This window comes from Streptomyces sp. NPDC057445 (assembly GCF_042802855.1).
In the GTDB taxonomy this organism is placed as follows: Bacteria; Actinomycetota; Actinomycetes; order Streptomycetales; family Streptomycetaceae; genus Streptomyces.
In genome coordinates this window covers 90326-113088 of record NZ_JBHVDH010000010.1, presented here as the reverse complement: position 1 = coordinate 113088, position 22763 = coordinate 90326, and the positions used below count along the sequence as shown (strand labels likewise).

Below are 22763 nucleotides of genomic sequence, written 5' to 3'. Positions count from 1 at the left end.
CACCGTGGTCCCCGCATTGCCACGACCTTCGACCCTCGCTTCAAGGAGCGCGATGACTACCGGCCTTGTGGACTCGACGAGCATGTCGGTGAGTGTCCTCGGAGAGCTCGGCGGAAGACTCCGGCAGGCCTTGTCGGCCACCGCCGCGCAACGTCGGCCCACGACCGGCTTCGAACCGGCCTTCGCCCTGCCGGAGCCGTCGGACCGGCTCGCCGAGTTCTTCGCCGTGACCGACCTGCGCTTCGCGGAACTGGGTCCGGTGGCGGACACCAGACTGGTGCTGCTCGACCTCATGGGCAATCCCGGGACCCGCACGGTCAAGTCCCTCGCCTCGCACGTCATCGTGGCCCGGGCGGTACGCCATGCCGAGGTCACCGGCGAGCGGGTGATGATCCTGACGCCGTCCTCTGCCAACAAGGCCACGGCACTTCGTGACGCGGTCCTGCGGGCCTACCGCACCGGTCTGGCCACGCCCGAGCAACTGAGGATCGTCACCGTCGTCCCGGAGGCGGCGAGGCCGAAGCTCTGGGGCTCCGAACTCTCCGACGATCCCCGTCTCGCCGCCCGCAATCCCCTGTGCGTACTCGGCGGCGAGGACGCCGGGCAGGTGAAGCCGGCCGCCGTGGAAGCCGCGAAGAGCTGCGCCACGGAGCTCTTCAGCCGGTACGGATTCCGCCTCTGGCACACCCTGGAACTGGACAACTACCGCTGTGCCGACGCCGTACGGGCCTTCGCGGAGGATACGGCCGTCCCGTGCGCGCCCGGCGTGGTCCGCGCCCACGCGCACGCCGTTTCCAGCGCCTTCGGCCTGCTCGGGCACCACTTCGGATCGACGCTGCTGCCCGAACGGGCGGAACGGCCGCAGTACTTCCTCGTGCAGCACCTGGCCACCGCAGACATGGTGCAGAGCCTGTACGGGACGACGGTGCCGGCGTACCGCGAGGATCCGGTGACCCGGCTCTACCGGCAGGACGACGACGCCCACTACCCCGCCGCCACCTTCAGCCCGACCGAGGAGCTGGACTCGACCTTCTACACCCGTACGCCTGCCACTTCACCGGACATGAACGAGATCATCCGCCGGGACGGCGGGGGTGGGGTGGTGGTTTCGCTGTACGAATGCCTCGCTCGCTACGCCGAGATACGTGCACTGCTCGCCGGTGGAGGGGTCCGGCTGCCGGCCGACCCGCGCGCCCTGCGCGAGTGGTCCCTGGTCATGGTGATGACGGGGGTGCTGACCGGTATCGACCGCGGGCTGCTCCGTGCGGACGAGGTGATCGTCCACGGGTCGGGGTCCTACGCCGACGACGACTTCGTACCGCTCTCCGCCCGGTCGGTGTGCGAGGTCGAGGGTTCCGCCGGCCTCGGCCGCGCCCTGCTCGAGGCCGCCGCCGTCGGCACGGGAAGCGCGGAGTGATGCAGGCCGTGGACTCCCTGGCCATGGTGCGCTACGGGTGGGCCGCCGGCACCGGTGCCTGGGCGGGTCTGCGGCACCACTGGTCCAGTGCTCCGGGACGCCGGTACCCGCACGTCGTCACTACGCCGGCCGGCCGTGGGCCGACCCTCGCCTACCAGGGATTCCCCGAAGGGCTCACCTATGTGCTGCCCTATCTGCGCAGCCAGCAGACGGGCGCACAGGGCGCATCCGGAAGACCGGAGGAACGCGCACCGGGCGCACGGGGCGGCGCGCTCACGACGGAAGAGGCCCCGCTCGGCTGGCGCCGGATACGCCGTGGTGCCCTCTCACCGGACGCCGACATCCTGGTGATCGGATGCTCCCGGCGCCGCGCCTTCGCGCTGCCCCGCACCCGCTCGCTGGTGCTGCCCTTCCGCGTACATGCGCTGCTCGACGTCGTGGGCGACGCGGAGGCGATGCACAGATCCGTGTCGCCCAACGAGCGGCGGCAGTTCGCGAACCTGCGTCGCAAGCATCGGTGGACGTACGAGAGGTCGACGAGCGTCGAGGATCTCCGGTTCTTCTACGAGCGGATGCACCGGCCGACCATGGCGAGCAGGCACGGCGAGGAGACCCGCAGCACCGACTGGTCCCTCGCCCTGCGCGCCCTCTTCCGGCAGGGCGTGCTGCTCTTCGTCAACGAAGCGGGCAAACGCGTGGCCGGAGTGCTCTGCCGGACCGAGGACGGGGGCAGGACGCTGCGGATGCGGCTGCTGGGCGTCCTCGACGGTGACGAGGCGCACTACGCCAGCGGTGCGGCGAAAGCGGTCTACTACCTGACCATGGAGTGGGCCGCGGGTCACGGGGTTCGGCGCATCGACTTCGCCGGCGCCGACCCCTTCCCCGGCAGGGGCGTCTTCCAGTTCAAGCGCCGCTTCCGCCCGACGATCGCGCACCCCGAGGACCACTACCGCGACCGCCGCGTGTACGTCCGTGTCGTCCGGGACACCTGCGCGGTGCGTGACTTCCTGGTCGCCACTCCGATGCTGACCGTCGACGAGGCCGGAAGGATCGGTGCCACCTACTTCCAGGACGCCGGGCGCCCCGCCCGGCTGAACATCCGGGCGGACTGCCCCGGGGTGCACGGCTCGCACATCGTCGATCTGGACGCGTTTCTCGGCCGCCCGTCCCCGGTACGCGGGACGTCCGCCCGTCACGCGGCTCCCGTGACACCCGGGCCCGCGACCGCCTCGATGCACGAGGCCCGCTGAATGCGCCGCACACCGACCAGGCCCGGCTGGACGACCCTGGCGTGGTGGCGCCGCCCGGTGGGCCCGGTCTACTTCGCCGCGCTGGTGCTGTCCCTGGGACGAGGCGCCTGGTTCACCTGCTGGGCCATGTTCTTCCTGAAGTCGGTGGGCCTGAGCACCGCGCAGTTCGGCATCGGCATCACCCTGGCCGGAGCCGCCGGAATGGCGCTCGGTGCTCCGCTCGGCTATCTCGCCGACCGGGTGGGGACCCGCGAGATGCTCATCGCTCTCGGGGTCGTGCAAGGCGTCGCGATCCTCTCCTACGCGTACGTACGTGACTTCTGGGCGATCGTCGCGGTGACCTGCGTCATGATCGCGGCGGAACGGAGCACACCCGGCATCCGTATCGCGGTCATCTCGGGGCTCACCTCGGGCGAGGACCGTCTCCACAGCATCTCGACGGCGCGGGTGATGACCCAGGGCGGCATCGTGGTGGGCGCGCTCTTCGGCGGGATCGTGCTGTCCGCCGACAGCACGGCGGGCTATCTCGCGCTGATCATCCTCTACGGCACGGTCAACCTGCTCTCCTCGGCGCTGCTGCTGCGGGTCCCGCACGTGCGGTCGCTGGCCGATCGCAAGGTCAGGCGGCGGGTACTGGTGCTGCGCGACCGGCCGTTCCTGGTGATCACCCTGCTCAACGGTCTGCTCGCCCTGAACTGGGGCATGCTCGACTCCGGTGTGCCGCTGTGGATCACCGCGCACACCGGGGCACAGCCGTGGGTGATGGGCGTGCTCATGGGGTTCAACGCCGTGGTGATCGTGGTCTTCCAGAACCGGGTGAGCCGGGCCGGCGCGACCGTTCGCGGGGCGGGACGGCTCGGTCTGTGGTCCGGGCTTCTCCTCGCAGGGTCCTGCGCGGTCTTCGCCGCGAGCTACCACGGCTCCGGACGGTACGTGCTGGCCGTGCTGTTCCTCGCGGCCACCGTGCACGTGGTCGGTGAACTGTTCTTCGTCGGGAGCGGTTTCGGGCTGTCCGTCGGACTCACGCCGGACGAGGCACACGGTGAGTACCAGGGCATGTTCGCCACCGGTCAGGCGGCCGCCATGATGTTCGCGCCCGGAGTCATGACGGTGCTGCTCGTCGAATGGGCGCAGACCGGCTGGCTCGTTCTCGCGGTGGTCTATCTCGTCGCCGGGGTGGGCACGGTCGCCGCGAGCCGGTGGGCCCTGAGCAGTCGGGAGCGCAGCGACGTGGTCGCCCGGGTGGGCCCGGAATGACGGCACTGGGGATTCTGATCCTGCCGGAGCACACGGGCCGGGAGGCCGCTCGTGTGTGGAGAGACGCCGAAGGACTCGGGTTCGACCACGCGTGGACGCTGGACCATCTGTCCTGGCGCTCGCTGAGGGACCAGCCGTGGTTCGACGCCATGACGACCCTGGCCGCCGCTGCCTGCCACACACGCACCATGACCCTCGGCACTCTCGTCACCTCCCCGAACTTCCGCCACCCGGTGCTGACGGCCAAGCAGGCCATGGCCCTCGACCGGCTGAGCGAGGGGCGGTTCGTGCTCGGCATGGGGGCGGGGGCGACCGGACCCGACAGCGTCGCGCTGGGCGGCCCGGCACCGGGGGCCGGTGAACGCAGCGCCCGCTTCGAGGAGTTCGTCACGCTCGTCGACCTGCTGCTCCGCGGGCGGACGACCACATTCGCCGGGCGGTTCTACCGGGCCGAGGACGTGCGGATGGTGCCGGGCTGCGTGCGGCGGCCGCGGCTGCCCGTCGCGGTCGCGGCGGCGGGCCCGCGCGGGATGCGGCTGGCGGCCCGCCACGCCGAGATCTGGGTGACCATCGGCGACCCCCGGACACCCGGGGGAGAGCCGGAGGCGGAGGCGTTCGCCACCTTGCGTCGTCAGTCGGACCGCTGCACCGAGGCGTTCGAGGAGGCCGGCGGGGGACGTGCGCCGCTGCGGAGGATGGTTCACCTCAGCAGGGTGGTCGCCGATGCGTGTGCCTCCCCCGAGAGGCTTGCCGATCTGCTGGGGCGGTGCGCCGAACTCGGCTTCACCGATGTGGTTCTGGCCCTGCCGCGTGCCGAGGGCGTCTTCGCGGGTGACCGGCGGGCTTTCGAGCGGGCCGTACTGCACGTACGGGGGGCCGGGGGCGGCGCGGAGCCCGGAGTCCTCGCAGGAACCGCAGGCCGCACAGCTCCCGCAGACGCCGCAGCTCCCGCAGGCGCCGCGGGTCCCGAGGAGCCGGACCTCGAAGGCATCGCTGAAGAGAAGGGAAGTGCCTGATGTGCGGATTCGTCGGCTGGGCCGACTTCGCCGGAGACCCGTGCGGGGCCCCGGGCAACGGGCGGCAGGGCGTGCTCGACGCCATGACCGACACCATGAGCGGTCGCGGACCCGACGGCCGGGGCACCTGGCTGGGGCCGTACGCGGGCCTGGGGCACCGCCGGCTGGCCGTCATCGACGTGGCGGGCGGGGCGCAGCCGATGACCGCCGACGTCGGTCCCGACCGGTCTCCGGTGGTGCTGGTGTATGCGGGAGAGATCTACAACTTCCGTGAACTGCGCGCGCGTCTCTGCGCCGCCGGGCACGAGTTCACGACCGGCTCGGACACCGAAGTGCTGCTGCGGGCCTATCAGGAGTGGGGCGCCGGCTGCGTCGAGCGGCTGAACGGGATGTTCGCCTTCGCGGTGTGGGACTCGGTCCGCGAGGAAATGGTGCTGGCCCGCGACCGGCTGGGCGTCAAGCCGCTCTACTACGCTCCCCTCCCGCACGGTGTCCTGTTCTCGTCCGAGCCCAAGGGGCTCATGGCCCACCCCTGCTTCGTCCCGTCCCTGTCCCTGGATGCCCTGCCGGTCCTGTTCAATCCGAGGCTCGCCCTGCCCGGTGAGACTCCGCTCCGTGGACTGCGCGAGGTCAAGCCCGGTCATGTCGTGCGCGTCGACCGGCGCGGGTGCCACGAGTACCCGTACTGGCGGCTGGTCAGCAGAGAACATCCCGATGACCTGGGTACGACGGTCGGAAAGGTGCGAGAGCTCCTGGAGGACATCGTCGAGCGGCAGTTGGTCGCCGACGTCCCCCGGGCGGCCATGCTTTCCGGCGGACTCGACTCGAGTGCGATGGCGGCGCTGGCGGCGCGCAGCATGGCCGGTGCGGGCCACGGGTCCCTCGCCACGTACTCCGTACGGTTCGAGGGGGAGGAGCGGGACTTCCGGCCGACACTCCTGCGGCCCGAGCGTGACGCGCCGTACGCCGCGCTCGCGGCCGAGCACATCGGGACCGACCACGCGGAAGTCGTGCTGGGCGCCGCGCAGTTGGCCGGGGCGCTGCCGTACGCCCGTAAGGCGCGCGATCTGCCGAGCCTCGGGCAGTTCGACACGTCGATGTACCTGATGTTCGCGGCGCTGCGTGAGCACTCGACGGTCGTGCTGTCGGGGGAGGCTGCCGACGAGGTGTTCGGAGGCTATCCCTGGTTCCACGACCCGGCCACGGTGTGGCGCGACACCTTCCCGTGGCTGGGAGACGCCCCCAGGCTCGCGGACTGTCTCGCCCCGGAGATCCGCAAGCAGCTGAGGCCCGCGGAACTCGAGGCCGACCGGTACGCGACCCTCCGCGCCCAGGTGCCCCGGCTGCCGGGCGAGGACGGATTGGAGGCGCGGATGCGGGAGGTGCTGTTCTTCAGCCTGCAGGGCCCTCTCGCCATGCTGCTGGACCGCAAGGACCGGATGAGCATGGCCGTGGGCCTGGAGGTGAGGGTGCCGTTCTGCGATCACCGGCTGGTGGAGTACGTGTGGAACGTGCCCTGGTCGATGAAGACCGCGGACGGGAGGGAGAAGTCCCTGCTGCGGATGGCTGCCGCGGATCTGCTGCCGAAGCGGGTGCTGATGCGCCCCAAGTCGGCCTATCCGGCGGCGCACGATCCCGCTCATGAGGCCGCGGTGCGCAGGGCGGTGCGGGCGCTGCTGGATGACCGGACCTCGCCCCTGGCCGAACTCCTCGACGTGGAAAGAGTCCTGGAGCTGGCGGGGAGCGAGGGGCGGACGATGACCCACGCGGGAACCGCTCATCTCCTGATCCCGCTGCTGGAGACGGACGCGTGGATGCGGACGCACGGGCTCAGGGCATCCTGATCGCCCGCCCCACGGCGCAGCCGGTCGAGCGCGCCGGGAGGCGGGCGGTTCCCGCGGAGTGCGACGGCGGTCAGGCCAGAACGTTCTGGACCTCGTCCCAGGCGTCGTCGCTGAGGGTCGGACGCATCCGGGTGAAGAGCTCGAGGAATTCAGGGCCGTACTTGGCGTGGAACACCGGATTGTGGCTCGCGATATCGCATTCGTTCGCCACGCTGATTTCCATCAGGTCACGGATTTGTTGCTGCGACAGTGTCCGAATCTCACCGGTGAAGCGGTCGCGCCAGTGGTCCGACTCGTCGTTCAGGTGCGGGTAGGTGTACTTACGGTCCATGGCGCCGTAGAGATATACGAGGCTTTCAGCCGCATCGCCGATCACTTTGGCGACCCGGGGGCGTTCTGAGAGATCGAGCATCGAATACATCGGGTCGGGGGAGCCGTCCGGTGCGAAGAGCGCGTGAGTCAGTCCCGCCTCCCGGACGTCTTCCCTTGCGCCCCATTGCTCGAGTTTGGCCTCGACCCGCAGCAGATGGGCCAGCAGGGTGCCGCCGGGATGCTTTATTTCCCCGGCGCCGACACTCTCGAGAAGCTCGACGGAATCCTTGCTCATTTCCCCTCCAAGGAGATTGGCTCCTGGCGGCCGACCGGCGCCGCATACGTGCGAACGCCGGCCGGCCGTGCGTGGCACGCTATCCCGCGTCGGTGAGGAGGTGCGAGGCGGGAAAACCCTTACTCCCGGGCTATTGACATCCGTTGACCTTGAGCGTTCGACGCCAGGAGCCGGCCCGCCCCGGCGGATTCCAGCCATCGGGCAGCGCTGGGGGGATCGTGTGAAGTAGTTGCCTCTTCATTCATTTCGGCCTTGTAAGGCCATGCCGCAACGGAGGGCCAATGACCTGCCATCCGCCGTCCACCAGCGGAAATGGTGAAGGTTCGCAGCGATTCCACGTTGCGGGAAGAAGGCGGTTGCTTCTTCGTCAACTTTCCGACAGCATCGCTACCGTCGCGGTCGGCACATCCTATCCCGGCCGCAGATACGGGGGCGATGGGATGTTGCTGGTATCGCGGTTGTGGCCGCGTCCGCCGGTCGAGGTCGTGCATGCGGTGAGGGTGAAGTACTCCGGAAAACCAAGGCCCTTTCCTGTGGTCGTCCGTGACCGTCTCGAGGTGTTGTTGTCCGGCGAGGAGCTTGCCCTGGCGTTCGGTACGCCGATATCGCCGCGCTGGACCGTGGGTTCGTTAGCCCTGGTTTCCATGTTCCAGGTTGCGGACGCCCTTACGGACCGACAGGCCGCGCTTGCGGTCTCGGACCGGCTGTCCTGGTCCTATGCGCTGGGGCTCCGCTGGGAGGATCCCGGATTCGATCCGGCACTGCTCTCCGGGTTCCGCTCCCGCGCTGCCGGGCCGGGCCCGGTGCACGAAGTGCTGGATCTTTTCCTGACCAAATTGAATGCGGCGGGAGTGATGGCCGGCAAAGAGCGGCAACTCGGCAGCTCGCCCCGGTTCATCGCCGCGCTGAAGGACCTGAACCGTGCCGGTCCCGGTCACGGTCCCGGCTCCATCGCCTGCGACGTCTGCTACGTACCGTTCACCACCAGGGTCCGGGTGCCCTCGCAGGTGCAAGCGCGGGATCGATGTCCGTCCTGCGCGAGCACACACGGCACCGGCCCTGCGGGGAAACCAGGACCGGAGGATCCCGCGGAACCGCTCGCCGTGCTCACCGCACGCGAACGGCAGATCGCCGTCCTGGTGAGCAACGGCCGCACGAACCAGCAGATCGCCCGCTCGCTCTCGCTCAGCCCCAAGACCATCGAATCCCATATGACGCGGATCTTCGGCAAACTCGGACTCTGCTCGCGCGCCCAGATCGCGGAAATGGTGGGCAGAGTCCGCAGCAAGGAGCTGAGCCACACCTCGTAGCCGTCCGGCCGTGGCAGCGGGCCGCCGGCCGCCGTGAGTTACGCCGGCCGCCCGTCGCCCGCCCAGCTGCGATCACCCCACGGCGGGGGCACCCTGGATGCATGGCCGCACCCGTCGTTGTGCACCAGACGTCCCCGTCCGGGGGGCGGCGGGTCACCGTGCGCGGAGAGATCGTGGGCCTCGCTCACGACGACAGAGACGTGATCGAGTTCCTGCGGCGCGCCGGACTCCCTGACGCCTGGGACCTCCTCGACGACCCGAACTGGGTCGAGTGGCGGGGAGGCCACGCGCACCAGTGGGACGCGGCGTGACCCGGGTGCGACCGCATCCTCCACGCGCTGAGGGCGTATTCGCGTCCGTTCCGGCCTTCCGGGGCAACCGTGATCCAGCACGGGCGGAGGCGCCGCTGCCGCCCGCCGGCGGTGGCAGTGGATGTGCTCCGAGTCCACGTCCGGGGGCGGTCCGCAACTCTGCCGCAGACGCTACGGTCTGAAGATCCGCTGGGCGCCTGTACGAAAGACGGAGGACGGACAAGATGGAGAAGGCCGACGTGAGACTTCGCTGCGCCGTGCTCGACGACTTCCAGTCCGTTGCGACCACCGTCGCCGACTGGTCTCCCGTCGCCGACGACGTCGATGTCGTCTCCTTCTCCGAGCACTTCGCCACGGACGACGAACTCGCCGCCGCACTGGTCGGCTTCGACATCGTCGTCACACTCCGCGAACGCGTGCCCTTCCCGGCGGACCTGCTCGCCAGGCTGCCGAGGCTGAAGCTGCTGATCGCCTCCGGAATGCGCAACTCCGTGATCGACTTCGCCGCTGCCGAGCGGCACGGGGTCACCGTGTGCGGCACGACCAGCTCCTCCACCCCGCCCGTCGAGCTGACCTGGGCGCTGCTGCTCGGCCTCGCCCGCGGGATCGTGCCCGAGTCCACGGCACTGCGCAGCGGCGGACCTTGGCAGTCCACGCTGGGTGCCGATCTGCACGGACGCCGACTCGGTCTGCTCGGTCTCGGGAAGATCGGCAGCCGGGTGGCCCGCATCGGGCTCGCCTTCGGCATGGACGTCGTGGCCTGGAGCCAGAACCTCACCAAGGAGCGTGCCGACGAGGTCGGCACCGGCCTCGCCGCGTCCAAGGAAGAACTGCTGGCGACCAGTGACTTCGTCTCCGTACACCTGGCGCTGAGCGAGCGCACCCGTGGTCTGCTCGGGGCCGCGGAGCTCGGTCTGATGCAGCCGACGAGCTGTCTGGTGAACACCTCCCGGGCGGCGATCGTCGATCAGGACGCCCTCCTCGCCGCGCTGCGTGACGGCACCATCGCCGGCGCGGCGATCGACGTCTTCGACATCGAACCGCTCCCGGCCGACCATCCGATGCGTACCGCGCCGCGCCTGCTGGCGACCCCGCACCTCGGCTATGTGTCCCGCGGCAACTACGAGACCTACTACGGCCAGGCGGTCGAGGACATCCAGGCGTTCCTCGCGGGTGCACCCGTACGGCGGCTCGGCTGACCCTCCGGCGGAAGGCCCGCGTCACGGCCCTGGACAACGCCGCGGCACCCGGCGCTGCGAGCGCCCGGAGCCCTCGCCGAATCGGTCTGGAACATTCGTCACCGGCCATCGCGTCAGAGAGATGAGGGAGCGGCACAGCCAAGAGGGAGCAGGGTGGGGACGAGGAGCGGCCGGCGGGAGGAGTTCCTGGAGTCGCGGTCGGCCGCACCGGGCATCCCACCGGGCTGCCAGGTGAGAAGAGCGGGAAGGGAGTCGTGCCCGGGCCGCCGACACCGTCCGGCCCGACGGGCGACGGGCCGTGGTCACGGCGTTCGACTCCGCCGCCCGGCACGAGGCCGCCACCCGCGACGAACCCGCGCTGACCATGCACCGGCTCAGGCCGACGCCACCGGCGCGCAGTGGAACACGCTCGAGCAAGCGGGCCAGGAGCGTCACTTGGCGTCGGAGTAGCGCTCCACCACGGCCGTTGTGAACGGAAACCGCACCGGTGTGTCCCCGAACGCGATCCGCCCGGCCAGGTCCCCGGCCGCGCGGATCGCTTCGGCGACCGCCGGAGCCTCCTCCGCGGGACAGTGCACGATCACCTCGTCGTGCTGGAAGAAGACCAGCTCGGCCCGCATCCCGGCCGTCTCCCTGCGCAGCGCGGCGAGCATCAGCAGCGCCCAGTCGGCGGCGCTGCCCTGGACCACGAAGTTACGGGTGAAGCGGCCGCGGGCCCGGGCGTTGGACGATGCGTATCCGGGTACGAACTCGCCGCCCTGTGCGGAATCCTCTTCTGCACCGCCCTCCTGGGGAATGCCCGCCTCGTCGTCGTCGCCCGCGCCTGCCGCCGGAGGGCTGGTGCGCCCGAGCCAGGTGCGGACGAGCCTGCCCTCCTCGCCCGCACGGGCCGCGTCGTCCACGTACGCCACGGCGAGGGGGAAACGGCGGCGCAGCGCGGCCAGGTTCTTCAGTCCGTCCCCGCTGGTCTGGCCGTAGATCGCGCCGAGCAGAGCGAGTTTCGCGTGGGCGCGGTCGCCGGAGAACGCGCGGTCCGACAGCCGCGTGTACAGATCGTCCTCGTGGCCCGCGACCTCCATCAGGCCCGGATCACGGGAGATCGCGGCGAGCACGCGCGGCTCCATCTGGTCGGCGTCCGCGACGACCAGCCGCCAGCCGTCGTCGGCGACGACCGCACGCCGGATCACCCTGGGGATCTGCAGCGCCCCTCCGCCGTTGGTCGTCCAGCGGCCCGAGACGGTGCCGCCGGGCAGGTACTCGGGCCGGAACCGGCCGTCCCTGACCCAGTCCTGGAGCCAGCCCCAGCCGTGGGCCGTCCAGATCCGGTACAGCTTCTTGTACGAGATCAGCGGCTCGACCGCCGGGTGGTCGATCTCCTCCAGCTCCCAGCGGCGCGTCGAGCGGATCTTGATGCCCGCCTGCGCGAAGGCCTTCACCACATCGGCCGGCAGGTCGGGCCGTACCCTCCGTCCGAAGGCCGCCGACACCTCGTCCGCGAGCGCGGCGAGCCGGCGGGGCTCGCCGCCTCCCGCGTACCGCTCACCGAGCAGCTCGTGCAGCACCCCCCGGTGGACGTCGGCGCGCCACGGCATCCCCGACCGGTTCATCTCCGCGGCCACCAGCATGCCCGCCGACTCGGCGGCGGTCAGCAGCCGCATCCGGCCGGGGTGCTCGGCGGCCTCGTGTCTTCGCTGCTGATCGGCGTACACCTCGAGCAGACCCTCGAACGGGACGGGCACCGGCTGGGGCTCGAACAGCGAGGACTGCGATCCCGGCTCGGCGGATCGCTGCGGGGGATCGGACGGTACGGGCGCGTGACGCAGCCGTGCCCAGGCCGCCGCCGCCGACCGGGGCTCGCCGAGCCGCCCCTCGTGCCCGAGGAGCAGCAGTTCGGCGTCCTCGATGTCGTAGCACCGCTCGACCCGGAGCCCGGCGGCGAGCAGCTTTGGATAGATCTCGGCGGTGGACCGCCACACCCACCGCCCGTCCCGCCCGACGTCAGGACGCGCCCGGACCGCCGCGACGAGATCCGGCTCGGCCAGCACGGGACCGGCGGGCAGCCCGTCGGGGCCGAGGGGGACGAGCAGCGCCCCGTCACCTTCGGCCGGGGCCAGGGCCCACCGTTCGGTCATGGGTGCGAGTCTGGCACCGCACACTGACAGCGGCCCGTACGCGGCGCTCTGCCACGCGGGCACGGAGGGCCGAGGCGCCCGGCGTACGGCCGCCACGTTCCGTCCTGGCGCACCGAGCCTCCGAGCCTCCGAGCCGGCAGGTTCCGTCCTGGCGCACCGAGCCGGCAGGTTCCGCGCCGCGCAGCCGCCGGGCTACGCCGCCGCGTGGAACAGTGCCGCCGCCTCCCCACGCGAGCCCACTCCCAGCTTGGTCAGGATGTTCGCCACATGGAACTTCACCGTCGACTCGCTGATGTGGAGCTCCTGGGCGATGACGCGGTTGCGGTGGCCGAGCGCCAGGTGGGTCAGGACCTCGACCTCGCGGCTGCCGAGCGTGGTGAGCGGATCGGCGGCGGGCGTCGTCGAGGCCCCCAGCGGGACGGTCGCGATGACGGTCGTGCCCCAGCCGGGCACTGCGTCCAGCTCCAGGCGCCCGCCCAGCACGTCGAGGCGTTCGACGACCCGGCCAGGAGCGAGGGCGCCCGCGCCGAGAGTCCCCGGACCGTCGTCCCGTACCGTCGTCCGCAGCTCCCGGTCGTCGAGCTGCCAGCCGACGTGCACACGCGTCAGCGACTCCTGCTCCAGCACGGCCAGCAGTACCGCCCGGACGACCGCCCGCGCGGTGTGCGCCACGTCGGCGGCCAGCGTCCGGGAGTTCTCCGGCTCCGCCAGCTCCAGGCGGACGGAGCTGTAGCGCACCAGCGGCTTCAGCGAGGCGGCGAGCCGGGCGAAGGCCTGCCCGGCCGGCTCCTCCGCGATCTCCTGGTCGCGCTCCGCCTCGGCCCGCAGCTCGACCAGGGCCGACACGGCCAGATCGGTCGCCGCGGCACGGGCGGCGCCGTCGTCGAGACTGCGGCTGCGCAGCACGCCCAGCAGCCCGGTGAGCGACGCGGCATGCGTCTCGCCGAGCTCCGCGATCACCCGGGCGCGGGTCTGGGCCGCTGTCCTGGAGCGGGCCAGCGCCCCAGGCACGGCCTCCGCGGAAAGCCGTTCGAAATGACTGGTCACCAGGTCCCACATGGCCTGGACGAGGGCGACGACCGCCTCGTCCACCGGGGTGTGGTCGTCCCTGACCAGCACCAGGACCGCACCCCGCGGGGTCGCGTCGCTGGTGACGGCGAGGACGGGCCGCTCGGCTCCACCGAAACCTACGGTCCCCTGCCACGGCCGGCCGGCGATCCCCGACGCGAGCAGCGGGGCCAGGTCGGCCGTGGTCGTGCGGTCCACGATCTCCGGCTCCCCGTGCGCCTTGAGCGGTGAGTGGGCGCAGTGGGTGGAGAGCTCGGCCGCCGCCCGGTGCGGGACGAGCCCGGACAGGACGGACGACAGCCGGGGCAGGATCTCGCCGAGCGGCTGCCGGATGACGTCGTAGGCGGCGGTCAGGGCGGGCACGGCTCCGGTCAGCTCCATGCGGATCAGCGTAATCGTGAGGTTCGGGCGGGCGGCCGGTCTTTCGGCCAGTACGGACTGTCCCAAAGGAGGGCCGGGCCGGGCCCGTCGCCGACCGAGGCTGGAAAGGTCAACAGCACCCCGGCCATTGGGAGCCCGGCATGGAACTGACCGAAGCAACGGAAGCAACAACGGAAGCAACGGAAGCAACGGAATCGGCGGAATCGGCGGGAACGATGCGAGCGATCGTCTACGAGGAGTTCGGCGGCCCTGAGGTGCTGCGCCACACCGAGACGCGCAGGCCCGAGCCCGGTCCGGGCGAAGTACGCGTCAAGGTGGTCACCGTCGGTGTCAACCCGCTCGACCACAAGCGCCGCTACGGCTGGGTCGAGCAGCACTACCCGACGACGTTCCCCGCGACGCCCGGCCTGGAGTTCGCCGGCGTCGTGGACGCGCTCGGCGACGGCGTCACCGACGCCGCCGTCGGTGACGAGGTGTTCGGCTGGACAAAGACCGGTGCGTACGCCCAGTACGCCATCGCCGGGGACATCGCCCCCAAGCCCGCCGGGCTCTCCTGGGAATCGGCCGCGTCCCTGCCCGTCGCGGGTGAGACCGCCCAGCGTGTACTCGACGAGCTCGGTCTCAAGGCCGGAGAGACGCTGCTCCTGCACGGCGCCGCCGGCGCGGTCGGGTCGGTCGCGGTTCAGCTGGCGGTCGCGCTCGGCGCGACGGTCGTCGGTACCGCGTCCCCCGGCAACCACGACGATCTGCGCGCGCTCGGTGCGATACCGGTGGCGTACGGGGAGGGACTGGTCGAGCGGGTGCGCGCCGTCGCCCCCGACGGTGTCGACGCGGTCTTCGACGCAGCGGGCAAGGACGCCCTGCCCGCTTCGATCGAGCTGCGCGGCGGCACGACCGACCGCGTCGTCACCATCGCCGACATGAACGCCGCCGACCACGGAGTGCGGTTCTCGGCGGGCGGTACACCGCCGGAGCGGGTCCGGGAGGGGCTTGCGGAGCACGCGCGTCTCGCCGCCGACGGCCGTCTGAGCCTTCCGGTCGCGGGGACCTTCACGCTCGCGGACGCCGCGAAGGCCCAGCAGCTCAGCGAGGCGGGGCACGTACGGGGCAAGCTGATCATCAAGCCGTGATCCGGCGCACCACCCGGGCCGGGTTCCCCACCGCGAGCACGCCCGGCGGCAGGTCCTTCGTGACCACGGCCCCCGCCCCGACCACCGTGTTCTCGCCGATCGTGACCCCCGGGCAGACGATGACGCCGCCGCCCAGCCACACGTTGTCGCCGATGGTGATCGGTTCGCCCTTCTCCCAGCCCTCGCGTCGCCGATCGGGGTCCAGTTCATGGGTGGGGGTGAGCAACTGGACGTTCGGTCCGATCTGGACGTCCGCGCCGATCGTGATCGGCGCGACGTCGAGGAAGACGGCTCCGAAGTTGACGAACGTACCGGAGCCGATGGTGATGTACCTGCCGAAATCGCACTGGAACGGCGGCCGGACGCGGACGTCGGCGCCGACCGAGCCGAGGAGTTCGGCCAGAATCCCGGCCCGGTCGGCGGGCGCCGCACCGCCGTTCGCGTTGTAGGCCGCGCAGAGCGCGAAGCGGCGCTCCGTGTCTGCGGCGAGCTCGGGGTCGTCGGGCAGGTACCAGTCACCGGCCAGCATGCGCTGCTTGTTCTCACCCATGAGGCCACGGTACGGGGGGCGTTGAGGAGTCGGGGGCGGCAGCGGGGACATGGCCTGCGGGGCGCCGGGACCGAAGCCGGGACCGAAGCCGGGACCGAGGGGACCGCCGGGACCGATCCGGGCCGGAGGCGGGGCCGCTCGCTCGGCATCGGCTGCCCGGCGTCCCTTTCCGGGCGGGCACGCAGCCGGAGGGTCGCGCGGCAGTTCGATATCCACAGGCTGTGGATGAAGATGGCTGCGGCGGACGCCGTCTGCTCCCACCGCGGCCCCGGTAGGAGCGGCCGGCCCCTCGCCTGCCCGGACGGCTCGGGCGGCCCGGGACCGCCGTCGCGTAGGCTCCCTCGACGTGAATGTGGTGGAGCGGGCGCTCGGCGGTGCGCTGTACGCCGATGACGACGACGCGCTCGACACCGGCGCCTCGCTGCTGGCCGCCGACCCGGCCTCGGACGCGGAACTGACGCGGCGCGGTGAGGAGTTCGTACGCCGGGCCTGGGAGCGCGGCTGGCAGCCCGCGGATGTCGTACGGATCGTCCGGCGCGACCTCGATGAGGCGCACACCCAGCTGGCCGCCTGGCTGATCAGGAGCGAGACGCGGCGCTACGGCAAGGAACTGCCCCCGCGCTGGGCCGCGCAGCTGGCCGGGCTGCCCTCGGCAGCGCCGAAGGCGCCCGCGGACCGGTTCTCCTGGGCGACGGCGGTGCTGGAGCTGTACCGGCTGCTCGTACGGCTCCCCGCGATCGAACCGGTCGGCCCGGTGCCAGGCTCGCCCCTGCATCTGCCACCTGCGGCGGGGAACGAGCCCCGCATGCTGGTCAGGATCCGCGGGCTCCTCGCCAAGGCGGAGGCCACCGGCTTCCCTGAGGAGGCCGAGGCGCTCACCGCGAAGGCGCAGGAGCTGATGGCGCGCCACAGCGTCGACGAGGCGCTGCTCGCGGCGCGTACCCATCGTGCGGACGTGCCCGGCGCGTGCCGTATCGGCGTCGACCCGCCGTACGAGACCGCCAAGGCGATCCTTCTCGGCGCCGTCGCCTCGGCGAACCGCTGCCGCGCGGTCTGGAACAGCGCTTTCGGTTTCTCCACGGTGGTCGGCTTCGCCTCCGATCTGGACGCGGTCGAGCTTCTGTACACGTCCCTGCTCGTCCAGGGCACGACGGCGATGACCCGCGCGGAGGCCTCCCAGCGCGCCGGGGGCCGCAAGCGCACCAAGACCTTCCGCCAGTCCTTCTTCCTGGCCTACGCCGACCGCATCGGCACCCGGCTCACCGAGTCCGCGTCGCATGTCACGGAGGAGGCCGGGACGGGCGATCTGCTTCCGGTCCTCGCCGCACGGGATGTCGCGGTCACGGCCCATGCGGACCGCCTCTTCCCCGAGACGGTCAGGACCCGCGTGCGCGGCGCCACCGACGCCGAGGGCTGGCACCATGGCACGACAGCCGCCGACACGGCTCGTATGCCACCGGGCAGCACCCGTGACGAGCTCCCCGGCGGGGAGCACCGGTAGGACCCCGAAACCGGGCACCCGGACACGCGAACGGCGGCGAGTTCGTCGAGGCGGCCACGGTCGGCGTCGAGGTGTCCCACGTCGCGGCTGCCTCCGGCGGGCCGCGTCCGGTGCCGGGACCTCGTGGAGTGGTAGGCCGGGTTGTCGGTTCCGGCAGGAGTTCGTCCACGGCGGCGGGCGGTGAGTCGCCTGGCCGGTGTCGATGCGTCCCAGGTCGCGGATGCGTCCGGCGCGGTGACGGCTGCGGGTTCAGCCGTTGGCCGGGCCGGGTCCGGCGGGCCGCGTCCGGTGCCGGGACCTCGTGGAGTGGTAGGCGGGGTTGTCGGTTCCGGCAGGAGTTCGTCCACGGCGGCGGGCGGTGAGTCGCCTGGTCGGCGTCGAGGCCGCAGGGCCGCGTCCGGTGCCCGGCCCCCGCGGAGCGGAAGGCCGGGCTGTCGGACGCCCGGCAGGCCCGGGCCGGACGAAGCGCGTCGGAACGAAGCGCGTCAGGACGTCGGGAGCGGCGTCGGCAGCTCCGTCGGGAGGCCCGTGGGCAGGCCCGAAGGGAAGCCGTCGCCCGGCTCCGTCTTCGTGAGCGTGTCCTTCGCGCCCGTGGACCAGGACACGACCACGGTCTTCCCGTCGTTGGACTCGACCGAGCCCGACGTGCGTTCCGTGTCGCCGTCCGTGCACTTCAGGGACAGCGTCACCTTGTCCCCGTCCTTGGCCGCGCCGTTGCAGACATGCTGACCGGCGAGGAGCGTGGCGTGGCCGTCCTTGACCGACAGGGCGATGACCTGGCTCTTGCCCAGGCCCGCCCATGTGCCTTCGAGGTCCGCGGCCTTGGCGCCGCCGGAGCCGGAGCTGCCGCCGGACCCGCCGCCGGTCGCCCCGCTCGGCACGGCCGACGATTCGCCGCGATCCTTGTCCGCGGGGTCGTCGCCGCTGCCGCAGCCGGTCAGCGCGAGGGCGGCGGCGAGACCCGCCGCGGCAACTCCGGTTCGTACGAGCTTGTGCACGATCTTTCCCCCTGATGGCTTGCAGGACCGCGCCAAGCTACCAGCCCTGCTACCAGGAGGACTTGGTCACTCCCGGGAGGAACCCGGCGTGCGCCTGCTCCCGCAGCCGCACCCGCGACAGCCCGAACTTCCGCATGTGGCCGCGCGGCCGGCCGTCGACCGCGTCCCGGTTGCGGACCCGGGTCGCGCTCGCGTCGCGCGGCTGACGTCGCAACTCGGCCTGCGCCGCACGTCGTGCGTCTTCCGGCGTATCGGGCCGGCGCACGATCTCCTTCAGTTCCGCGCGTCGCGCGGCGTACCGCGCGACGACCGCCTTGCGCCGCTCGTTGCGCGCGATCTTGCTCTTCTTCGCCATCAGATCTTCACTCCCCGGGCGCGGATCCGGGCCACCGCGGCCTCGATCCCGATGCTGTCCACCGTCTTGATCGCCTTCGTGCTGAGCGTGAGCCGTACGTGGCGGCCCTCACTCGGCAGCCAGTAGCGCTTGCGCTGGATGTTCGGGTCGAAGCGCCGCGAGGTGCGCCGGTGCGAGTGGGAGATGCGGTTGCCGAAGCCTGGCTCGGCCCCGGTCAGCTGGCAGCGTGCGGACAACGTCACACTCTCCTTCATTGGAAATGGAAACCATTTCCATTTATCCTAGCAACATGGCCCGCAACGAACTACGCCCGATCATCAAGCTCCGCTCCACCGCGGGGACCGGCTACACCTACGTCACCCGCAAGAACCGTCGTAACGACCCCGACCGGATGACCCTGCGCAAGTACGACCCGGTCGTCGGCCGGCACGTCGACTTCCGCGAAGAGCGCTGACCCGCCCAGAACCCGCCCAGAAACCCGCCCAGAAGGAGGCCCGCTACCGATGCAGCCAGGAATCCACCCCGCCTACGGGCCCGTCGTCTTCCGCGACAGGGCCGCCGACTTCGCCTTCCTCACCCGCTCCACCATGACCAGCGACAAGACGATCGAGTGGGAGGACGGAAACACGTACCCCGTCGTCGACGTCGAGATCTCCTCCGAGAGCCACCCCTTCTACACAGGGACGGCGCGCGTGCTCGACACGGCCGGACGCGTGGAACGCTTCGAGCGGCGTTACGGACAGCGCGAGGCCCGCTGATGCTGTCCGTCGCCCTCGTGGGCGGGCTCCACTCCGACGCCCGCACGGCCACGGTCGGGAAGCTGCTGGCCGCCGTGCCCGGCAGCGTCGCGCTCCACCACGACCTTTCGACCGCGTCCCGTGGCACGGTCGTACGCACCGTCCGTGACGCCACCGGTGTCCTGTCCACCGGCGAGGCGCCGCTCGCCAACGACTGCGCCTGCTGCGCGCTGCGCGAGGACCTCCTGCCCGAGCTGGAGCGGCTCGCCGACGACGGGACGACCCGCCTCGCGGTGGTCGAGCTGTGGGACTCCGTAGAGCCCAAGGCGATGGCCGAGGTCGTGGCCGCGCACGGCGACGGGCGGCTGCGCCTCACCGGAGTGATCACCGCCGTCGACCCGGCCCTGCTGCTGCCGTATCTCGCCAACGGCGACGACCTGATGGACGCGGGTCTCGCCGCCGCGGCGACGGACCGGCGCACGGTGGCCGACACCTGGGCGCGGCAGCTGGAGTACGCGCCCGTTCTCGCCCTCGCCGACAACGACGAGGCCGACGGGGAGGACCGGGCGCTACTGGCCCAGTTGCACCCGACGGCCAGGCAGGTCCGCCTGGAGAGCGGGGAACTGGCCGAAGCCGCTCTCGCCGGCTTCGATGTCGAGGCGGCCGCGGCCGCGCAGCACCCGGCGTGCGCGCTGCTGCCGCAGGAGGCCGACGAGTGCGGGGTCGCCACCTACGTATGGCACCGTCGCAGGCCGTTCCACCCCGAGCGGCTCTATGCGGCGCTCGAGGACCTGACCTGTGCCGCAGCCCGCAGTCGTGGCCGGTTCTGGCTGGCGGACCGGCCGGACACCCTGCTGGCCTGGGACGCGGCGGGAGGCGCCCTCTGCGTGGAGAGCGCCGGCCCCTGGCTGGCCTCGCTTCCCGACGCGGCGTGGGAGATGGTCCCGCCCGTGCGACGCGCGGCGGCCGCTCTCGACTGGCATCCCGAGCACGGGGACTGCTGTCAGCACCTGGTCTTCACGTCACCGGGCCTCGACCGGGACGGCCTGGCGGAGCTCCTGGAGTCGTGCCTGCTGACCGACGCCGAATACGCGGCGGGACCGGAGGCGTGGAAGCGCCTGCCGCCCGCTTTCGACTCCCTGCTGGAGGTATGACATGGCCCCGCGCCGATCCGACCGCAAGCCCCTCAAGCCGCGCCCCAATCCCCTGGACGCGGCGGACATCAGCTACATCGACTACAAGGACACCGACCTGCTGCGGAAGTTCATCTCCGACCGCGGCAAGATCCGCAGCCGCCGTGTCACCCGGGTCTCGGCGCAGCAGCAGCGCCTGCTGGCGCGGGCGGTCAGGAACGCGCGCGAGATGGCGCTGCTGCCCTACTCGTCGTCCCGATGAAGCGTAGGAATTTCCCTACGCTTCACGTGTAGGGGAATTCCTGCCCATCGTGAGCCCGGGAACATCACCCACGCCTGCTTCGTCACCTTTCCCGTCTCCGACCAGGAGCGCGCTCGACCTCTACCGCGAGGTGCTGGCTTCGCGGTCACCGCCGATCTGCGGATGCCGCCCGGCCGCCGGCCCAAGGTCGCCCCCGAGAAGCCGCAGAAGACGCAGAGGACGGAGGACGGAGCAGGAAGACGGCAGGCCCCATGGTCACCACCGGTGAAAGCGTGGACCTGCTCTTCGCCGCGCTCGCGAACACCATCCGCCGCGAAGTGCTCCGGCTGCTGCGCGAGGACGGCCCGCGGCCCGTCCAGGCCGACGCCGATCACTTCGACATGCGCAGGCCGAGCCTCTCGGAGCACCTCAAGGTGCTGCGGGAGGCCGGACCCGTGTCCGAGGAGCGCTCCGGCAGGCAGCGTATCCACAGCCTCGAAGCCGCTCCGCTCGCCGACGTACAGGACCGGCTCCATCCGTACGAGCGGTTCTGGCGCGACCGGCTCAAGGGCTCGGCGAACTGCTGGACCATATGCCTGACGACGAGTCATGAACTCCGATCGTCCGGAAGGCCGTGACGAATACCTCACCACTACCTCACCACCATCCGGGTCGGCCAGCTCCTGGCCCGTCCGCCCGCCAAGGTCCGGCGCACGCTGACGGAACCCGAGCTCATCGCCCGGTGGCTGATGCCCGTCGCCTCTCGCGGAGCGGGCGGTGTCGCCCTCCGGCCCGCAGTGGGCCGTCGCTGCACGACGACCTCCGTGCCCTGCCCCGACACCGGGTTCTCCGGGACCGTCAAGGCGGAGGTGCTCGCTTTCGAACGGGAGCGGATGCTCCGTGTCCGCTGGGCGGACAGCGACCCTGGGGCCAGCGCGGACCGGACAATTACCGGATGCTGGAGCCGGAAGGGCGCGGAACGCGTCTCTTTCTCGTGCACGAGGGGTTCGATCCGGACGATCCGGCCCGGCGGATGGCGCACAGGATCATGGGAGGCGGTCGGCGCTCGCATGTCATGAGGGCGCTGGAGGTCACGCCGGAACGCTTGTGAGCGGGGGCTTGACCGGTGCTGTAACCAAAGGGACACACCTCGTGCACGTGCATCTGCTCATGCATTCGCATATGAACGCAGCTATGATCCGAGACAGTTGACACTTGCACCTTGTAACTCGGGGAGCGTCCTGTGCACCACGTGTACAACGGCATGGCGGCCACAGAGCTTCACGGAGTCGTCTGGCAGAAGAGCCGCCACAGCAACTCGCAGGGTTCCTGCGTGGAGTTCGCGAAACTGCCCGGCGGGGATGTCGCGATGCGCAACTCGCGCTTCCCGGACGGGCCGGCGCTCGTCTATACGCCGGCCGAGATAGAGGCGCTGTTGCTCGGTGTGAAGGACGGGGAGTTCGACCATCTGGTCGGCGGCAGGCCAGGTGGCGGCCCATGAGCCCCGCTCGCGCCGGCACCCGGAAGCCGGGCCGTCTCCGGGTCGTGGCCGAGGTCGACACGCGTAGATCTCCGCGCGGCACGGGACAACTCCTGCGGCGTGGGGCTCGGTCGTGCGGCGTCAGTCGTGCGACTCGCCCGAGGGTAGCCGGAACAGCGCCCAGACCACCTTTCCGGCCAGCGGCCCGGCCAGCGGGTGCCAGCCCCAGCCGTCGCTGAAGGAGTCGACGAGGAACAGGCCGCGGCCGCATTCGGCCGAGTCCTCGGCCTCGGCCGCCACGGGGCTGTCCTGGCTGGGGTCGCGCACCGCGCACACCAGCCGTCCCGTCCACCGCATCAAGTGGAGCCGCACGGGCGGCTCCTGCTCGCGTTCCCGCGGAGTGTCCGGCGGCAGGGCGTGGCGCAGCGCGTTGGTGACGATTTCGGAGACGACGAGTGCGACATCGTCGAAGCGGTCGCTCAGGTCCCAGTGGTTCAGCGTTCTGCTCGTGAACTTCCGTGCGCCGCTCACGGCTTCGTAGCGGGCGGGTAGGGCGCAGGAGGCGGAGCTGGAGACGGCCGCGGGATCGATAGGCGGAAGCCCCTGCCGTAACGGCTCGAGCATGGTCGATCCATTCGTCCCCATGCGAGGCACTCCCGGGAATCGCGGCTGTGACGCTACAACACGAACGAGCACGAACGAGTACGCAGGTGCGCGGGCTCCATGGTTCCGAATGCGGTAGGCAGATGCAAGGGCAGATGCACGTGCACGCGCCCGTCCTGTCCGCCCCCGTGCCGTTTCACGCTCTTTTCTTCCCCCGGCTTCTTTCGCGCCCTTCCCGAACGC

General features: G+C 71.3%; 23 protein-coding genes and 2 pseudogenes. 17 read left to right on the top strand and 8 right to left on the bottom strand.

Features of this window, described 5'->3' with window-relative positions:
• Window positions 1–52: 52 nt before the first annotated feature.
• From ACFU5O_RS22090 to asnB, 5 genes are read left to right on the top strand one after another with little or no spacing between them, the layout of a single operon-like run.
• Window positions 53–1417: a DUF6002 family protein gene (locus ACFU5O_RS22090; RefSeq protein WP_384243031.1), complete on the top strand. Its 1365-nt coding sequence runs from the start codon at window positions 53–55 to the stop codon at window positions 1415–1417.
• Entirely contained in the window at window positions 1417–2667 is a 1251-nt protein-coding gene (locus ACFU5O_RS22085; protein ID WP_384243259.1) for a GNAT family N-acetyltransferase, read from the top strand. The genes ACFU5O_RS22090 and ACFU5O_RS22085 overlap by 1 nt, the downstream gene beginning before the upstream one ends.
• Window positions 2668–3924 carry an MFS transporter gene (locus tag ACFU5O_RS22080; RefSeq protein ID WP_384243028.1) on the top strand — a complete coding sequence of 419 codons (1257 nt, stop codon included), beginning with the start codon at window positions 2668–2670 and terminating at the stop codon, window positions 3922–3924.
• Entirely contained in the window at window positions 3921–4940 is a 1020-nt protein-coding gene (locus tag ACFU5O_RS22075) for an LLM class flavin-dependent oxidoreductase (protein ID WP_384243026.1), read from the top strand. Before ACFU5O_RS22080 ends, ACFU5O_RS22075 begins: the two co-directional genes overlap by 4 nt.
• The gene (asnB, locus tag ACFU5O_RS22070; RefSeq protein ID WP_384243025.1) at window positions 4940–6784 is read left to right on the top strand and encodes an asparagine synthase (glutamine-hydrolyzing); all 1845 of its coding nucleotides are present in this window, start codon (window positions 4940–4942) and stop codon (window positions 6782–6784) included. The genes ACFU5O_RS22075 and asnB overlap by 1 nt, the downstream gene beginning before the upstream one ends.
• A 70-nt stretch (window positions 6785–6854) precedes the next feature.
• Here the strand turns inward: asnB and ACFU5O_RS22065 are convergent, their stop codons facing one another.
• Window positions 6855–7391: a DUF6817 domain-containing protein gene (locus ACFU5O_RS22065; protein ID WP_384243024.1), complete on the bottom strand. Its 537-nt coding sequence runs from the start codon at window positions 7389–7391 to the stop codon at window positions 6855–6857.
• A gap of 281 nt (window positions 7392–7672) precedes the next feature.
• Between ACFU5O_RS22065 and ACFU5O_RS22060 the strand changes: the two genes are divergently transcribed.
• The 3 genes from ACFU5O_RS22060 (at window position 7673) to ACFU5O_RS22050 (ending at window position 10211) form a co-directional block, all read left to right on the top strand.
• A complete protein-coding gene (locus ACFU5O_RS22060; RefSeq protein ID WP_384243021.1) occupies window positions 7673–8701 on the top strand; it encodes a LuxR C-terminal-related transcriptional regulator in 1029 nt (342 codons plus the stop codon).
• Between the two features lie 101 nt (window positions 8702–8802).
• Window positions 8803–9012 carry a hypothetical protein gene (locus ACFU5O_RS22055; RefSeq protein WP_384243018.1) on the top strand — a complete coding sequence of 70 codons (210 nt, stop codon included), beginning with the start codon at window positions 8803–8805 and terminating at the stop codon, window positions 9010–9012.
• A gap of 239 nt (window positions 9013–9251) precedes the next feature.
• Window positions 9252–10211: a D-2-hydroxyacid dehydrogenase family protein gene (locus tag ACFU5O_RS22050; protein WP_384243257.1), complete on the top strand. Its 960-nt coding sequence runs from the start codon at window positions 9252–9254 to the stop codon at window positions 10209–10211.
• Between the two features lie 431 nt (window positions 10212–10642).
• On the opposite strand, the gene ACFU5O_RS22045 is transcribed toward ACFU5O_RS22050, so the two are convergent.
• Window positions 10643–12343, bottom strand: coding sequence for a bifunctional 3'-5' exonuclease/DNA polymerase (locus ACFU5O_RS22045; RefSeq protein ID WP_384243016.1), 1701 nt, complete (start codon window positions 12341–12343; stop codon window positions 10643–10645).
• A gap of 192 nt (window positions 12344–12535) precedes the next feature.
• Window positions 12536–13792 carry a LuxR C-terminal-related transcriptional regulator gene (locus ACFU5O_RS22040; RefSeq protein WP_384243013.1) on the bottom strand — a complete coding sequence of 419 codons (1257 nt, stop codon included), beginning with the start codon at window positions 13790–13792 and terminating at the stop codon, window positions 12536–12538.
• A 215-nt stretch (window positions 13793–14007) separates the two neighbouring features.
• Between ACFU5O_RS22040 and ACFU5O_RS22035 the strand changes: the two genes are divergently transcribed.
• A complete protein-coding gene (locus ACFU5O_RS22035; RefSeq protein WP_384243254.1) occupies window positions 14008–14922 on the top strand; it encodes an NADP-dependent oxidoreductase in 915 nt (304 codons plus the stop codon).
• Here the strand turns inward: ACFU5O_RS22035 and ACFU5O_RS22030 are convergent.
• Window positions 14912–15472 carry a sugar O-acetyltransferase gene (locus ACFU5O_RS22030; RefSeq protein WP_384243011.1) on the bottom strand — a complete coding sequence of 187 codons (561 nt, stop codon included), beginning with the start codon at window positions 15470–15472 and terminating at the stop codon, window positions 14912–14914. The two genes, ACFU5O_RS22035 and ACFU5O_RS22030, sit on opposite strands and share 11 nt — an antisense overlap.
• 355 nt (window positions 15473–15827) lie before the next feature.
• On the opposite strand from ACFU5O_RS22030, the gene ACFU5O_RS22025 reads away from it, so the two are divergent.
• On the top strand, window positions 15828–16973 hold the full coding sequence (locus ACFU5O_RS22025; protein WP_384243252.1) for a DUF2786 domain-containing protein: 1146 nt from the start codon (window positions 15828–15830) through the stop codon (window positions 16971–16973).
• Window positions 16974–17458: 485 nt separating this feature from the next.
• Here the strand turns inward: ACFU5O_RS22025 and ACFU5O_RS22020 are convergent, their stop codons facing one another.
• The 3 genes from ACFU5O_RS22020 to rpmB are packed head-to-tail and all read right to left on the bottom strand — an operon-like array spanning window position 17459 to window position 18562.
• Complete coding sequence (locus ACFU5O_RS22020) at window positions 17459–17971, bottom strand: hypothetical protein (protein ID WP_384243010.1); 513 nt, start codon at window positions 17969–17971, stop codon at window positions 17459–17461.
• A 49-nt stretch (window positions 17972–18020) separates the two neighbouring features.
• Window positions 18021–18326: a 30S ribosomal protein S14 gene (gene rpsN, locus ACFU5O_RS22015; RefSeq protein WP_384243007.1), complete on the bottom strand. Its 306-nt coding sequence runs from the start codon at window positions 18324–18326 to the stop codon at window positions 18021–18023.
• Window positions 18326–18562 carry a 50S ribosomal protein L28 gene (gene rpmB, locus ACFU5O_RS22010; protein WP_384243250.1) on the bottom strand — a complete coding sequence of 79 codons (237 nt, stop codon included), beginning with the start codon at window positions 18560–18562 and terminating at the stop codon, window positions 18326–18328. The genes rpsN and rpmB overlap by 1 nt, the downstream gene beginning before the upstream one ends.
• 53 nt (window positions 18563–18615) lie before the next feature.
• Between rpmB and rpmG the strand changes: the two genes are divergently transcribed.
• From rpmG to ACFU5O_RS21975, 7 genes and pseudogenes are all read left to right on the top strand, one after another.
• Window positions 18616–18780 (top strand): 50S ribosomal protein L33, encoded by a 165-nt coding sequence (gene rpmG, locus ACFU5O_RS22005; RefSeq protein ID WP_009719228.1) that lies wholly within the window; start codon window positions 18616–18618, stop codon window positions 18778–18780.
• A 49-nt stretch (window positions 18781–18829) separates the two neighbouring features.
• Window positions 18830–19084 (top strand): type B 50S ribosomal protein L31, encoded by a 255-nt coding sequence (locus ACFU5O_RS22000; protein ID WP_384243005.1) that lies wholly within the window; start codon window positions 18830–18832, stop codon window positions 19082–19084.
• On the top strand, window positions 19084–20217 hold the full coding sequence (locus tag ACFU5O_RS21995) for a CobW family GTP-binding protein (protein WP_384243002.1): 1134 nt from the start codon (window positions 19084–19086) through the stop codon (window positions 20215–20217). Before ACFU5O_RS22000 ends, ACFU5O_RS21995 begins: the two co-directional genes overlap by 1 nt.
• A 1-nt stretch (window position 20218) precedes the next feature.
• Window positions 20219–20458 carry a 30S ribosomal protein S18 gene (gene rpsR, locus ACFU5O_RS21990; RefSeq protein WP_384243000.1) on the top strand — a complete coding sequence of 80 codons (240 nt, stop codon included), beginning with the start codon at window positions 20219–20221 and terminating at the stop codon, window positions 20456–20458.
• 251 nt (window positions 20459–20709) lie between these two features.
• A pseudogene (locus ACFU5O_RS21985) lies at window positions 20710–21050 on the top strand (ArsR/SmtB family transcription factor).
• 28 nt (window positions 21051–21078) lie between these two features.
• Window positions 21079–21548, top strand: a pseudogene (locus tag ACFU5O_RS21980) (SRPBCC domain-containing protein).
• Between the two features lie 132 nt (window positions 21549–21680).
• Entirely contained in the window at window positions 21681–21938 is a 258-nt protein-coding gene (locus tag ACFU5O_RS21975; protein ID WP_384242998.1) for a DUF397 domain-containing protein, read from the top strand.
• Window positions 21939–22058: 120 nt separating this feature from the next.
• On the opposite strand, the gene ACFU5O_RS21970 is transcribed toward ACFU5O_RS21975, so the two are convergent.
• Window positions 22059–22562, bottom strand: a complete 504-nt coding sequence (locus ACFU5O_RS21970) for an ATP-binding protein (RefSeq protein ID WP_384242995.1) — start codon at window positions 22560–22562, stop codon at window positions 22059–22061.
• Window positions 22563–22763 lie beyond the last annotated feature (201 nt).